The following is a 12,812-nucleotide window of genomic DNA, read 5'->3' as shown; positions in this document are numbered from 1 at the left end:
ACTACCGAGGACAATGAAAAGGCCGGCGAAAGCCGGCCTTTTTGCTGCTTTGTTTGCCTGTTGCGATGCGGGATCAAGCTTTGTTCATCTTTCCTTCAGGCGCAAAAGCGCTTGTGCTAAGGGACTTTAGACCGGTGGATCCCGTGACGGGGGGCGCGCCGGAGACCTCGGAACTCACATGATTGATCTCGCAATCGTAGGTGGCGGCCCCGGCGGGCTGATGAGCGCTTGGTATCTGAAGCGCAAGCTTGGCGATCTCTGTCGCGTCACCATCTACGAGGCCTCTGATCGGCTCGGCGGCAAGATCGTCACGCGCAAGTTCGATTCCGCGCCCGCGATGTACGAGGCCGGCGTGGCCGAGATCTATGACTACTCGATGACCGGGCCGGATCCGCTGCGCGAGCTGATCCAGCATTTCGGGCTGCAGACGATTCCGATGGATGCCGAGCAGGTGCAGTTCGGCGGCGAATTCCTCAACGACGTGCCGGGCATGCGCCGCAGATACGGCGCCAAGACCGCCGCCGCGATCGAAGCGTTCCGCAAGCGCTGCGCCGATGCGATGACGCCGATGGAATATTACGAAGGCGTCGGCGCGCACGACAACGAGAACCCCTGGGCCTACAAGACCGCCGAGCAGGTGCTCGACGAGGAGGTCGAGGACGAAACCGCAAAGCGCTTCTTCAAGGTGATGGCGCGCTCCGACATCGCGACGGAGAGCCACAACACCAACGGCCTCAACGCGCTCAAGAACTATCTGATGGATGTCGACGGCTATATCGGCCTCTATTCCATCCAGAACGGCAACGAGCAGCTGATCGAGTGCCTGCAGTCAGAGGTCAACGCCGACATCCAGCTCAATCACCGCGTGCTTGCCGTCGGCAAGGAGCCGACCGGCCGCTACCAGCTCAAGATGATGAACGGCAAGGGACCGGAGACGCGCGACTTCGATCTCGTGCTGGTCTGCCTGCCGCATTCCTGGCTCGCCACCATGGGGTGGGAAGGCGAACAGCTCCGCAAGTCGATGGTCAAGCACGTTTCCTACTTCGACCGTCCGGCGCATTATTTGCGCGTCTCGATCCTGTTCGACACGCCGTTCTGGGGCGAGAAGATTTCCGGCGCCTGGTTCATGTCGGAAGCCTTCGGCGGCTGCTGCGTCTACAACGAGGGCGCGCGCCACGATGTCGGCAAGCACGGCGTGCTGAACTGGCTGATTCCCGGCTCCGACGCCCTGGCCTTCGCCAACCTGTCGGACCAGGAGCTGATCGATGCCGCGCTGAAATCGCTGCCGGCCTCGCTCGGCGATGCGCGGTCGCATTTCATGGAAGGCAAGATCCATCGCTGGCTGTCGTCCGTGAACGCTATACCGGGCGGCCTGCCGGTGCGCGACGTCATGACCAATCACCGGCCCGAGCCGAAGGAGCATCCCGGCATCGTGGTGGTCGGCGACTATCTGTTCGACTCGACGCTGAACGGCCTGCTCGACTCCTCGGATGCTGCGACCGACATCATCCTGACCGAGATGATGCGGCTGCGCCGCGCGCGCGCGCAGGACGACAAGCCGCTCTCCGACAAGATCGACCGTGACTATTTCGAGAATTATCGCGGCCTCGGTCCCTATCACGAGGCGTGGCGGCACTTCACCGATCCCGATTACCTCACCCGGCTGCTCGGCATCGTCTGGGGCAAGACGAAGGGCACCAGGCTGCTCGTCGCGGGCTCGGCCAGCGGCGAATTGGTCGGCGCGCTGCGCGACCGCGGCATCGATGCCTTCGGCATCGAGAACAACCGCGCCATCCACGCCAGGACCCCGAAGGCGCTGAAGAAGTACAACAAGCTCGGCTCGATCACCGACATGCCGTTCAAGGACGGCGCGTTCGACTTCGTGTTCGAGACCAGCCTGTGCCATGTTTCCCCGAAGCAGGTGGTCCGCGCGATCAAGGAACTGAACCGCGTGGTCAAGACCGGCCTCGTGTTCGGCTCTGTCACCTCGGACATGGCGCCGGCGCTGATCGACCGCTACGACCTCCTGCGTGGAGTCAAGAAACTCGGCACCTGGTGGGAATGGTCCGAACTGTTCTTCGGCAATGGTTTCGACCTCTCGATGCACCGCAAGGATTGCACCGATGCGCTCTGGGAGGCGACGCTCGCCGCCAACAAGGGGCCGGGGCAGTGGTACGCTGACGCCGACAGCCTGCGCTATTCCTTCTTCGACAAGGTCGAGGACGACGACGCGGAGTAGCCGCGTGGCACGCTTGAATTCGCCAATTGTTTTGCCGAATTCATCCTGATCGCATAGAATCGGTGCGATATCGGCCTTCCGCTATGTCCTGCTTTCTCTGCGATCATGCCGGCCGTCAGCATCCGTTGGTTTCATGGCATCCAAGCCTTCCTCGCCCGACAAGCCTCTTTCGCCCGACAAACAGAAACTCGCCGCCGAAGAGGCGGGCAAGCTCGACGACAAGCTCGCGTCGGCTGCCAAGCCGGACCTCGAAGACGACGAGGATGCCGAAGACGAGGAGGATGACGAGCTGGAGCTCGATGACGACGACGAGGACGAGGACCTCGTCGTCTTTACCGCGCGCGAGGCCGCCGGCGCGCTCGCGACCATCGTCGGGTTCGTCAAGCCATTCCTGGCCAATTACAAACGTATGCTGTCATTCGTGGCGTTTGGCGTCTTCGTCGAGACGCTGTTCAACGTCATCATGCCGCTCAGCCTCAAGTTCCTGATCGACGACGCGCTCGGCGAGGAGGACTTCCAGGCGCTGTACAAGATCCTCGGCGTGCTCGCCGTCGCCGGCATCTTCACCTCGATCGTTGCGGTCTGGTACGAGCGCTGGGACGCGCGATTGGCGGCCTGCATCATCTCCGACGTCCGCGAGCGCCTGTTCGAGCACGTTCAGGACTTGCCGGCGGCGTATTTCGGCCGCACCAAGCGCGGCGAGATCCTGTCGCGCTTCTCCGTCGACCTCTCGGCCTTCGAAGGCTCGGTCAAGACGTTCGCCAACAGTGCGGCGCTGCCGTTTCTGGAATTGATCGCCGGCATCATCCTGATGGTGTTCCTGAACTGGCAGCTCGCGGCGGTCGCGCTGCTCGTGTTCCCGATCACGCTGATCGGTCCGCGGATCCTGACGCCGAAGGCGGTCCAGGCCAATTACGAACAGAAGCTCAACGAGAGCGCGCTGCTCGGCATGGTGCAGGAGAACGTGGCGGCGCAGGCCGTGATCAAGGCGTTCAGCCTTCAGCGCAAGATGTTCGGTTTCTTCACCTTCCGCAACCACGAGGCGCGCGACAAGATCGCCTCGGCCGCGTTCCTTTCGACCATGGTGGAGCGGACGGTCACCATCTCGGTGCTGATGCTGCACCTCGTGGTGCTCGCCATCGGCGCCTATCTCGCCACCAAGGGCCAGATCACCATCGGCACCTTCGTCACCTTCGAGAGCGCGTTCTGGGAGGTCTCCTACAACATCGCCCATGTCATGCATTTCATCCCGGTGTCGATCTCCTCGGCAGCCGCGATCCGGCACATGCAGGAGCTGCTGGACGAGCCGACCCGTGCCGCCGATCGCCCCGGGGCGCCCGATCTGCCGCGCATCACCAACGACATCACCTTCGATCACGTCTCCTTCCAGTACGAGGGCAGTCAGACGCCGGTGCTGGATAATCTCAGTCTCAAGCTCAATGCGGGCAAGCGCATCGCGATCGTCGGCCCGAGCGGCTCCGGCAAGAGCACGTTGCTCAACCTGATCCTGCGGCTCTATGTGCCCAACGAGGGCCGCGTCGCCATCGATGGCGTCGACGTCCGCAAAGTGACGCTGGATTCGCTGCGCCGGAGCATGGCGGTGGTGTTCCAGGAGAACATGCTGTTCAACATGTCGATCCGTGAGAACATCCGGCTCGGCAAGGAGGGCGCGACCGACGAGGAAGTGGCGGAGGCGGCCAAGAAGGCCGAGATCCACCGCTACATCATGAGCCTGCCGCAGCGCTACGACACTCCGGTCGGCGAGCGCGGCGATACGCTGTCGGGCGGCCAGCGCCAGCGCATCGCGATCGCGCGCGCGATCATCCGCAATCCCTCGGTGCTGCTGCTGGACGAAGCCACATCGGCGCTGGACCAGACCACGGAAGCTGCGATCAACCGCACGCTGCTCAAGGTCGCCAAGGGCCGTACCATGATCTGGTCGACCCACCGCCTGACCTCGGTGGTGGAGATGGACGAGATCATCGTGATCTCAGGGGGCAGGGCGATCGAGCGCGGTTCGCATGCCCAGTTGCTCGCCAGGAACGGGACCTATCGCAAGCTTTGGAACGACCAGATCCACCAGCCGCACGCCGCGGCGGCTCACGCCGACGGAAGCGACGATGAGGAAGGCGACCAGGACGACCTCGACGAGGATGATGAGGACGAGGACGACGAGGAGTGACCGAGGAAGTTCGGCTCCCGATGGAACGCTCCTCCCAGCCGCCGCAATAAACCCTGGCTCGACCACGCCATGAAGCGCGCCGAGCGCTGCGCCGTCCAGTAGGAGTTCGTCGCGATCGAAACTGAGCGGAAGTCAAAGGCTTTCGCCGCCGCCCATTGATCACAATCCCGCTTCACCGGATCGGCGTAGAAGGCGGCGATCTTGTCCGCATCCATCCCGTTCATGGCCTTGGCGCAGATGCGCTCGACGGAAGCGGGGATTTCGTCGCGGCCGGCGTTGACCAGGGAATCGTAGAGGATGCTGAACTGACGGCTCGGCGCCTTGTCGAGCAGGCGGCCGAAGCGGGCGATCCAGTTCTCACCGGCAAAGGTCGCCCGGCGCAGCACTGATTCTGCGATTCCGGTCCTTGAGAATCGCCCAAGCTGCTCCTGGCCACTGAGTTTCTCGACGCGAAAGTCCGCCGGATAGCTCTCATGCGGATCGAACAGGACGCTCGAAATGTCGGCCCGGCCGAGCATTGCGGCGGCGGTCGAGCCGCCCAATCCCCCGCCGATAATGGCGATGTCGGTGTCCCGCATGGCGCCCATCCCTGCCGACGGCCCCAGATTGACGCCTCAACAGAAAAAAAGGCTTAGCTCTGGTTATAATAATACTTTTTGCCCGGGTATAATGATTCTCAGGCTGGCGAAACGGTGACGGCGTTCCCATATCGGAGTTGGGCGGCGAGCGCGGCAAACAGCGATTTTGGCAAGCTCCTGAAGCTCTTCTGACTGTCGTTTCGCCTTGACTTGATCGATTCCCACTTATAGAAAGCGCCTCACTTAACGACAGGCGGTGAGCATCGCCAGCGTCGGAACGGGCCACCCGTTAGATCCCCAAGGACCAGAGCCGCAAGGGATCGCTCAAGACGGGCACCAACCTCGACGAATGCCGCTCAAACGCTGTCGATCATAGCTAGGCAATGCCAGTGCGACTTTAGGTCTCTTGAGCACGTTCTCTTGAGATCGAATTCGGATGCATGACCTCAGTGCGCGGGCCGCGGCTTTATGCTGACCGGCCTTGATACTGCGGTCCTCTGTGGCGTCGAAGCGCTTTCCGCCCGTTGATGGGGCGGTTGGCGCGATTTCGCTTTGTGCGGATTGTTTCGCGCAGGGTGACCCGGTCGGGCGGGGTGCTCGAAAGAATTTGCGGTCCCTTCATTGGACTGCGGCAAGACAGCGGATCCGCAAGGAGCCGCGATAACAAAGGGTAAGGCCAGGATGCCGACGATCAACCAGCTGATCGCTCAACCGCGTGAAGTGCAGAAGTCGCGCAAGAAGGTGCCGGCGCTGCAGCAGTCGCCGCAGAAGCGTGGTGTTTGCACCCGCGTCTACACCACGACCCCGAAGAAGCCGAACTCGGCGCTTCGTAAGGTTGCCAAGGTGCGCCTGACCAACGGCTTCGAGGTGATCGGCTACATCCCGGGTGAGGGCCATAACCTCCAGGAGCACTCGGTGGTCATGATCCGCGGCGGTCGCGTCAAGGACTTGCCCGGCGTGCGCTACCACATCCTCCGCGGCGTTCTGGATACCCAGGGCGTCAAGAACCGTAAGCAGCGTCGTTCGAAGTACGGCGCGAAGCGTCCGAAGTAAGCGGGAACCAGGTCCATGTCTCGTCGCCACTCAGCGGAAAAGCGCGAAGTCCTTCCGGATCCGAAGTTCGGGAACATCATCGTCACGAAGTTCATGAACTCGGTGATGTACGCCGGCAAGAAGTCGGTTGCAGAAGGCATCGTCTACGGTGCGTTCGGTATCATCGAAACCAAGACCAAGCAGAACCCGCTCGGCGTGTTCGAGCAGGCACTCGAGAACGTCATGCCGACGATCGAAGTGCGCTCCCGCCGCGTCGGCGGCGCGACCTACCAGGTTCCGGTCGAAGTTCGTTCGACCCGCCGTCAGGCGCTGGGCATTCGCTGGCTGATCTCGGCTGCGCGTGACCGCAACGAGAAGACCATGACCGAGCGGCTCTCGGCTGAGCTGCTGGACGCCTCGAACAACCGCGGTAACGCCGTCAAGAAGCGGGAAGACGTGCACCGGATGGCGGAAGCCAACCGTGCCTTCTCGCACTATCGCTGGTAACGGCGACACACGGAATCTAAGGAACACTCAATGCCCCGCGTTCATGCCATAGAGAATTACCGCAACTTCGGTATCATGGCGCATATCGATGCCGGCAAGACCACGACCACCGAGCGCATCCTCTATTACACCGGCAAGAGCCACAAGATCGGCGAAGTGCACGAAGGTGCAGCGACGATGGACTGGATGGAGCAGGAGCAGGAGCGCGGCATCACGATCACCTCGGCTGCGACCACCGCGTTTTGGGCCGGCAAGCGCCTGAACATCATCGACACCCCCGGCCACGTCGACTTCACCATCGAAGTCGAGCGTTCGCTGCGCGTGCTCGACGGCGCCGTCTGCGTGCTCGATTCGAACCAGGGCGTCGAGCCCCAGACCGAGACCGTCTGGCGCCAGGGCGACAAGTACAAGGTTCCGCGCATCGTCTTCGCCAACAAGATGGACAAGACCGGCGCGGACTTCTTTAAGTGCCTGGCCGACATCGTCGACCGCCTCGGCGCCAAGCCGATCGCCATCCAGCTTCCGATCGGCGCCGAGAACAACTTCAAGGGTCTCGTCGACCTCGTGAAGATGCAGGGCATCATCTGGAACGATGAATCGCTCGGCGCGAAGTTCGACTATGTCGACATTCCCGAGGATCTGGTCGAGCAGGCCAAGGAATACCGCGAGAAGATGGTGGAAGCCGCCGTCGAGCTCGACGACGACGCCATGGCCGCCTATCTCGACGGCAAGGAGCCGGACGAAGAGACGCTGAAGCGGCTGATCCGCAAAGCAGTCCTGACCGGCGCGTTCTATCCCGTCCTGTGCGGCTCGGCCTTCAAGAACAAGGGCGTGCAGCCGCTGCTCGACGCCGTCGTCGACTATCTGCCGTCGCCGGTCGACGTGCCCGCGATCAAGGGCACCGACGATCGCGGCAACGAAGTCGTGCGTAGGGCGGACGACAAGGAGCCGCTCGCGCTGCTCGCGTTCAAGATCATGGACGACCCGTTCGTCGGCACCATCACCTTCTGCCGCATCTATTCCGGCGTTCTGCAGAGCGGCACCGGCGTCGTGAACTCGACCCGCGAGAAGAAGGAGCGCATCGGGCGCATGCTGTTGATGCATGCGAACAATCGCGAAGACATCAAGGAAGCCTATGCCGGCGACATCGTCGCGCTGGCCGGCCTGAAGGAAGCGCGCACCGGTGACACGCTGTGCGATCCCGACAAGCAGGTGATCCTGGAGAAGATGGAATTCCCCGAGCCGGTCATCGAGATCGCGATCGAGCCGAAGTCCAAGGCCGACCAGGAAAAGCTGGGCGTGGCGCTGGCCAAGCTCGCTGCGGAGGATCCGTCCTTCCGCGTGTCGACCGACCAGGAGTCCGGCCAGACCATCCTCAAGGGCATGGGCGAACTCCATCTCGACATCAAGGTCGACATTCTTCGCCGGACCTACAAGGTCGATGCCAACATCGGCGCGCCCCAGGTTGCGTTCCGTGAGCGCGTCACCAAGAAGGCCGAGGTCAAGTACACCCACAAGAAGCAGACCGGCGGTACCGGTCAGTTCGCGGAAGTGTCGATCGTGGTCGAGCCGAACGAACCCGGCAAGGGCTACGAATTCGAGTCCAAGATCGTCGGCGGTGCGGTTCCGAAGGAATACATCCCCGGCGTCGAAAAGGGCCTCAACAGCGTGATGAGCTCTGGCGTCGTCGCGGGCTTCCCCGTGGTCGACGTCAAGGTTCAGCTCGTCGACGGCAAGTATCACGACGTCGACTCGTCGGCGCTCGCCTTCGAAATCGCATCGCGCGCGGCATTCCGCGAAGCCTTGCAGAAGGGCAAGTCCGTCCTGCTCGAGCCGATCATGAAGGTCGAAGTGGTGACCCCGGAAGACTATACCGGCTCGGTCATCGGCGACCTGAATTCGCGGCGCGGTCAGATCCAGGGTCAGGACATGCGCGGCAACGCCAACGTCATCAATGCGATGGTGCCGCTCATGAACATGTTCGGTTACGTGAATAACCTGCGCTCGATGAGCCAGGGTCGCGCAACCTTCACCATGCAGTTCGACCACTACGCAGAAGCGCCGGCCAACGTGTCGGCAGAAGTCCAGAAGAAGTTTGCCTGATTGTCGTCGGTCACGAACTGACGATTGAACGGAGAGTCAAATGGCCAAAGCAAAGTTTGAACGTAACAAGCCGCACTGCAACATCGGCACCATCGGTCACGTCGACCATGGTAAGACGTCGCTGACCGCGGCGATCACCAAGGTTCTCGCCGAAGCGGGCGGTGCGACGTTCACCGCGTACGACCAGATCGACAAGGCGCCGGAAGAGAAGGCGCGCGGCATCACCATCTCGACCGCGCACGTCGAGTACGAGACGCCGAACCGCCACTACGCCCACGTCGACTGTCCCGGCCACGCCGACTACGTCAAGAACATGATCACCGGCGCCGCCCAGATGGACGGTGCGATCCTGGTCGTGTCGGCCGCTGACGGCCCGATGCCGCAGACCCGCGAGCACATCCTGCTCGCCCGCCAGGTCGGCGTGCCTGCGCTCGTCGTGTTCCTCAACAAGTGCGACATGGTCGACGATCCGGAACTGCTCGAGCTCGTCGAGCTCGAAGTCCGCGAGCTGCTCTCGAAGTACGACTTCCCGGGCGACAAGATCCCGATCATCAAGGGTTCGGCGCTCGCCGCTCTCGAAGATTCCGACAAGAAGCTCGGCCACGACGCCATCCTCGAGCTCATGAAGAACGTCGACGAGTACATCCCGCAGCCGGAGCGTCCGATCGACCAGCCGTTCCTGATGCCGGTTGAAGACGTGTTCTCGATCTCGGGCCGCGGCACCGTCGTGACCGGCCGTGTCGAGCGCGGCATCGTCAAGGTCGGCGAGGAAATCGAGATCGTCGGTCTTCGTGCGACCCAGAAGACGACCGTCACCGGCGTCGAAATGTTCCGCAAGCTGCTCGATCAGGGCCAGGCCGGCGACAACATCGGTGCACTGCTCCGCGGCACCAAGCGCGAAGACGTCGAGCGCGGCCAGGTGCTGTGCAAGCCGGGTTCGGTCAAGCCGCACACCAAGTTCAAGGCTGAGGCTTACATCCTCACCAAGGAAGAGGGCGGTCGCCACACCCCGTTCTTCACCAACTACCGTCCGCAGTTCTACTTCCGCACCACCGACGTGACCGGTGTCGTGCACCTGCCGGAAGGCACCGAGATGGTGATGCCGGGCGACAACATCGCGATGGAAGTGCACCTGATCGTGCCGATCGCGATGGAAGAGAAGCTCCGCTTCGCGATCCGCGAGGGCGGCCGCACCGTCGGCGCCGGCGTCGTCGCCTCGATCATCGAGTAACTAAGCGAATAGGGAATGGTGAGTGGCGAATAGGGAAATCTATTCGCTACTCGCTACTCGCCACTCACTAGAGAAAGCACGGCAATGAACGGCCAAAACATTCGTATCCGTCTCAAGGCGTTCGACCATCGTATCCTCGATACGTCGACCCGCGAGATCGTGAACACGGCGAAGCGCACCGGCGCGCAGGTCCGCGGACCCATTCCGCTGCCCACCCGCATCGAGAAGTTCACCGTCAACCGTTCGCCCCACGTCGACAAGAAGAGCCGCGAGCAGTTCGAGATGCGCACTCACAAGCGCCTGCTCGACATCGTCGATCCGACCCCGCAGACCGTCGATGCTTTGATGAAGCTCGACCTGGCCGCCGGTGTCGACGTCGAGATCAAGCTCTAAGATTTTTGGATCACGTTCGCGACTATAGCGGACAGAAAGAACAGGAAGCACGCCGATGCGCTCCGGAGTGATCGCACAAAAGGTCGGGATGACGCGGGTCTTTACAGAGGCCGGCGAACATATCCCCGTGACCGTGCTGAAGCTCGGCAATTGCCAGGTCGTAGGCCACCGCACTGAAGAGAAGAACGGTTACGTCGCACTCCAGCTTGGTTCTGGCGCCCGCAAGACCGTTTACATGCCCAAGGCTGAGCGCGGCCAGTTCGCGGTCGCCAAGGTCGAGCCGAAGCGCCGGGTCGAGGAGTTCCGCGTCACCGCGGATGCCATGATCCCGGTCGGCGCCGAGATCCTTGCCGACCACTTCGTCGTCGGCCAGTTCGTCGACGTCACCGGCACCTCGGTCGGTAAGGGCTTCGCCGGCGGCATGAAGCGCTGGAACTTCGGCGGTCTGCGCGCCACCCACGGTGTGTCCGTCTCGCACCGCTCGATCGGTTCGACCGGTGGCCGTCAGGACCCCGGCAAGACCTGGAAGAACAAGAAGATGCCCGGCCACATGGGTGTCGACCGCATCACCACGCTCAACCTTCGCGTCGTTCAGCTCGATGTCGAGCGCGGCTTGATCCTCGTCGAAGGTGCCGTTCCCGGCTCCAAGGGCGGCTGGATCCGCGTGCGCGACGCCGTCAAGAAGCCGTTGCCGAAGGAAGCTCCGAAGCCCGGCAAGTTCAAGGTTGCGGGCGGCGAAGCCGAGGCTGCGGCCCAGCAAGAGGGTGCGTGAGATGGAATTGAAGGTCACCACCCTCGAAGGTAAGGAAGCCGGCTCGGTCCAGCTCTCCGACACCATTTTCGGTCTCGAGCCGCGCCAGGACATCATTGCACGTTGCGTGCAGTGGCAGCTCAACAAGCGCCAGGCCGGTACTCACAAGGCCAAGGGTCGCGCCGAGATCTGGCGCACCGGCAAAAAGATGTACAAGCAGAAGGGCACCGGCGGTGCTCGTCACGGCTCGGCCCGCGTGCCGCAGTTCCGCGGCGGCGGCCGTGCCTTCGGTCCGGTGGTGCGTTCGCACGCCACCGACCTGCCGAAGAAGGTCCGCGCGCTGGCGCTGAAGCATGCGCTCTCGGCCAAGGCCAAGGACGGCGATCTCGTCGTGATCGACAAGGCCGCGCTGGAAGCCGCCAAGACAAAGGCTCTGCTCGGTCACTTCTCGGGTCTGGGTCTGACCAACGCGCTGATCATCGACGGCGCCGAGCTCAACAACGGCTTCGCCGCTGCGGCCCGCAACATCCCGAACATGGACGTGCTGCCGATCCAGGGCATCAACGTCTACGACATCCTGCGCCGTCAGAAGCTCGTTCTGACCAAGGCCGCCATCGATGCGCTGGAGGCGCGCTTCAAATGACGAAGAACATCGAGGCCCGCCACTACGACGTGATCCTGTCGCCGGTCGTGACCGAAAAGGCCACGATCGCCTCGGAGCACAACAAGGTGCTGTTCAAGGTGGCCGCCAAGGCGACCAAGCCGCAGATCAAGGAAGCGATCGAGAAGCTGTTCGACGTCAAGGTCAAGAGCGTCAACACGCTGGTCCGCAAGGGCAAGACCAAGATCTTCCGCGGCAATCTCGGCTCGCAGTCGAACTCCAAGCGCGCGATCGTGACTCTCGAAGAGGGTCACCGGATCGACGTGACCACCGGTCTGTAAGGTCGCACGACGATGGCACTGAAGACATTCAATCCCACGACGCCGGGCCAGCGCCAGCTGGTCATGGTCGATCGTTCGGCCCTCTACAAGGGCAAGCCTGTCAAGGCGCTCACCGAAGGCAAGCACTCCTCGGGCGGTCGCAACAGCACCGGTCGCATCACCGTGCGCTTCCGCGGCGGTGGTCACAAGCGGACGCTGCGCACCGTCGATTTCAAGCGTGAGAAGATCGATGTTCCCGCGACCGTCGAGCGGCTGGAATACGATCCGAACCGCAGCGGCTTCATCGCGCTGATCAAGTATCAGGACGGCGAGCAGGCCTACATCCTGGCGCCGCAGCGCCTGGCGGTGGGTGATACCATCATCGCCGGCAACTACGTCGACGTGAAGCCGGGCAACGTCATGCCGCTCGGCAACATGCCGGTCGGCACGATCATCCACAACATCGAGCTCAAGATCGGGAAGGGCGGCCAGCTCGCCCGTTCCGCGGGCACCTATGCCCAGCTCGTCGGTCGCGACCAGGACTACGTGATCATCCGCCTGAATTCGGGCGAGCAGCGCCTGGTGCACGGCCGTTGCCGCGGCACGATCGGTGCGGTGTCGAACCCGGATCACATGAACACCTCGATCGGCAAGGCCGGCCGCAACCGTTGGCTGGGCCGCAAGCCGCATAACCGCGGTGTTTCGATGAACCCGATCGACCATCCGCACGGCGGTGGTGAAGGTCGTACCTCGGGCGGCCGCCACCCGGTCACCCCGTGGGGCAAGCCGACCAAGGGCAAGAAGACCCGCACCAACAAGTCGACCAACAAATTCATTCTCCTAAGCCGCCACAAGCGGAAGAAGTAAGGAACGCC

12 protein-coding genes are annotated in these 12,812 nt (G+C 62.7%); 11 read left to right on the top strand and 1 reads right to left on the bottom strand.

Going from position 1 to position 12,812, the window contains the following annotated elements:
• Positions 1-178: 178 nt before the first annotated feature.
• Together IVB24_RS26385 and IVB24_RS26380 are read left to right on the top strand one after the other, a co-directional pair.
• The gene (locus IVB24_RS26385) at positions 179-2,239 is read left to right on the top strand and encodes an FAD-dependent oxidoreductase (RefSeq protein WP_247769553.1); all 2,061 of its coding nucleotides are present in this window, start codon (positions 179-181) and stop codon (positions 2,237-2,239) included.
• A gap of 133 nt (positions 2,240-2,372) precedes the next feature.
• Positions 2,373-4,421: an ABC transporter ATP-binding protein gene (locus tag IVB24_RS26380; RefSeq protein ID WP_247769552.1), complete on the top strand. Its 2,049-nt coding sequence runs from the start codon at positions 2,373-2,375 to the stop codon at positions 4,419-4,421.
• Here the strand turns inward: IVB24_RS26380 and IVB24_RS26375 are convergent.
• On the bottom strand, positions 4,340-4,999 hold the full coding sequence (locus tag IVB24_RS26375; protein ID WP_247769551.1) for an FAD-dependent monooxygenase: 660 nt from the start codon (positions 4,997-4,999) through the stop codon (positions 4,340-4,342). The two genes, IVB24_RS26380 and IVB24_RS26375, sit on opposite strands and share 82 nt — an antisense overlap.
• A gap of 681 nt (positions 5,000-5,680) precedes the next feature.
• Between IVB24_RS26375 and rpsL the strand changes: the two genes are divergently transcribed.
• The 9 genes from rpsL (at position 5,681) to rplB (ending at position 12,804) form a co-directional block, all read left to right on the top strand.
• Positions 5,681-6,052 (top strand): 30S ribosomal protein S12, encoded by a 372-nt coding sequence (rpsL, locus tag IVB24_RS26370; protein ID WP_007603006.1) that lies wholly within the window; start codon positions 5,681-5,683, stop codon positions 6,050-6,052.
• Between the two features lie 15 nt (positions 6,053-6,067).
• On the top strand, positions 6,068-6,538 hold the full coding sequence (rpsG, locus tag IVB24_RS26365) for a 30S ribosomal protein S7 (RefSeq protein ID WP_018322260.1): 471 nt from the start codon (positions 6,068-6,070) through the stop codon (positions 6,536-6,538).
• Positions 6,539-6,568: 30 nt separating this feature from the next.
• Entirely contained in the window at positions 6,569-8,641 is a 2,073-nt protein-coding gene (gene fusA, locus IVB24_RS26360; RefSeq protein WP_166468991.1) for an elongation factor G, read from the top strand.
• A gap of 40 nt (positions 8,642-8,681) precedes the next feature.
• Positions 8,682-9,872 carry an elongation factor Tu gene (tuf, locus tag IVB24_RS26355; protein WP_008136415.1) on the top strand — a complete coding sequence of 397 codons (1,191 nt, stop codon included), beginning with the start codon at positions 8,682-8,684 and terminating at the stop codon, positions 9,870-9,872.
• An 84-nt stretch (positions 9,873-9,956) separates the two neighbouring features.
• Complete coding sequence (gene rpsJ, locus IVB24_RS26350) at positions 9,957-10,265, top strand: 30S ribosomal protein S10 (RefSeq protein ID WP_002712302.1); 309 nt, start codon at positions 9,957-9,959, stop codon at positions 10,263-10,265.
• 55 nt (positions 10,266-10,320) lie between these two features.
• Complete coding sequence (gene rplC, locus IVB24_RS26345) at positions 10,321-11,037, top strand: 50S ribosomal protein L3 (protein WP_018322262.1); 717 nt, start codon at positions 10,321-10,323, stop codon at positions 11,035-11,037.
• A 1-nt stretch (position 11,038) separates the two neighbouring features.
• On the top strand, positions 11,039-11,659 hold the full coding sequence (gene rplD, locus IVB24_RS26340; protein WP_074116741.1) for a 50S ribosomal protein L4: 621 nt from the start codon (positions 11,039-11,041) through the stop codon (positions 11,657-11,659).
• Positions 11,656-11,958 carry a 50S ribosomal protein L23 gene (locus IVB24_RS26335; RefSeq protein WP_063195096.1) on the top strand — a complete coding sequence of 101 codons (303 nt, stop codon included), beginning with the start codon at positions 11,656-11,658 and terminating at the stop codon, positions 11,956-11,958. The genes rplD and IVB24_RS26335 overlap by 4 nt, the downstream gene beginning before the upstream one ends.
• Before the next feature lie 12 nt (positions 11,959-11,970).
• Positions 11,971-12,804 (top strand): 50S ribosomal protein L2, encoded by an 834-nt coding sequence (gene rplB / locus IVB24_RS26330; RefSeq protein WP_091957434.1) that lies wholly within the window; start codon positions 11,971-11,973, stop codon positions 12,802-12,804.
• Positions 12,805-12,812: the final 8 nt, after the last annotated feature.

Origin of the sequence: Bradyrhizobium sp. 192 (assembly GCF_023100965.1) — a bacterium.
Taxonomy (GTDB): domain Bacteria; phylum Pseudomonadota; class Alphaproteobacteria; order Rhizobiales; family Xanthobacteraceae; genus Bradyrhizobium; species Bradyrhizobium symbiodeficiens.
Note: the sequence above shows the minus strand (reverse complement) of the source record. Positions and strands in the feature narration are given on the sequence as shown.

Excerpts from the sequence above, each read along its gene's own strand:
- rpsG (WP_018322260.1), top strand. The coding sequence starts at position 6,068 with ATGTCTCGTCGCCACTCAGCGGAAAAGCGCGAAGTCCTTCCGGATCCG.
- IVB24_RS26335 (WP_063195096.1), top strand. The coding sequence starts at position 11,656 with ATGACGAAGAACATCGAGGCCCGCCACTACGACGTGATCCTGTCGCCG.
- rplD (WP_074116741.1), top strand. The coding sequence starts at position 11,039 with ATGGAATTGAAGGTCACCACCCTCGAAGGTAAGGAAGCCGGCTCGGTC.
- IVB24_RS26380 (WP_247769552.1), top strand. The coding sequence starts at position 2,373 with ATGGCATCCAAGCCTTCCTCGCCCGACAAGCCTCTTTCGCCCGACAAA.
- fusA (WP_166468991.1), top strand. The coding sequence starts at position 6,569 with ATGCCCCGCGTTCATGCCATAGAGAATTACCGCAACTTCGGTATCATG.
- IVB24_RS26375 (WP_247769551.1), bottom strand. The coding sequence starts at position 4,999 with ATGCGGGACACCGACATCGCCATTATCGGCGGGGGATTGGGCGGCTCG.
- rplB (WP_091957434.1), top strand. The coding sequence starts at position 11,971 with ATGGCACTGAAGACATTCAATCCCACGACGCCGGGCCAGCGCCAGCTG.
- rpsL (WP_007603006.1), top strand. The coding sequence starts at position 5,681 with ATGCCGACGATCAACCAGCTGATCGCTCAACCGCGTGAAGTGCAGAAG.
- rpsJ (WP_002712302.1), top strand. The coding sequence starts at position 9,957 with ATGAACGGCCAAAACATTCGTATCCGTCTCAAGGCGTTCGACCATCGT.
- tuf (WP_008136415.1), top strand. The coding sequence starts at position 8,682 with ATGGCCAAAGCAAAGTTTGAACGTAACAAGCCGCACTGCAACATCGGC.
- IVB24_RS26385 (WP_247769553.1), top strand. The coding sequence starts at position 179 with ATGATTGATCTCGCAATCGTAGGTGGCGGCCCCGGCGGGCTGATGAGC.
- rplC (WP_018322262.1), top strand. The coding sequence starts at position 10,321 with ATGCGCTCCGGAGTGATCGCACAAAAGGTCGGGATGACGCGGGTCTTT.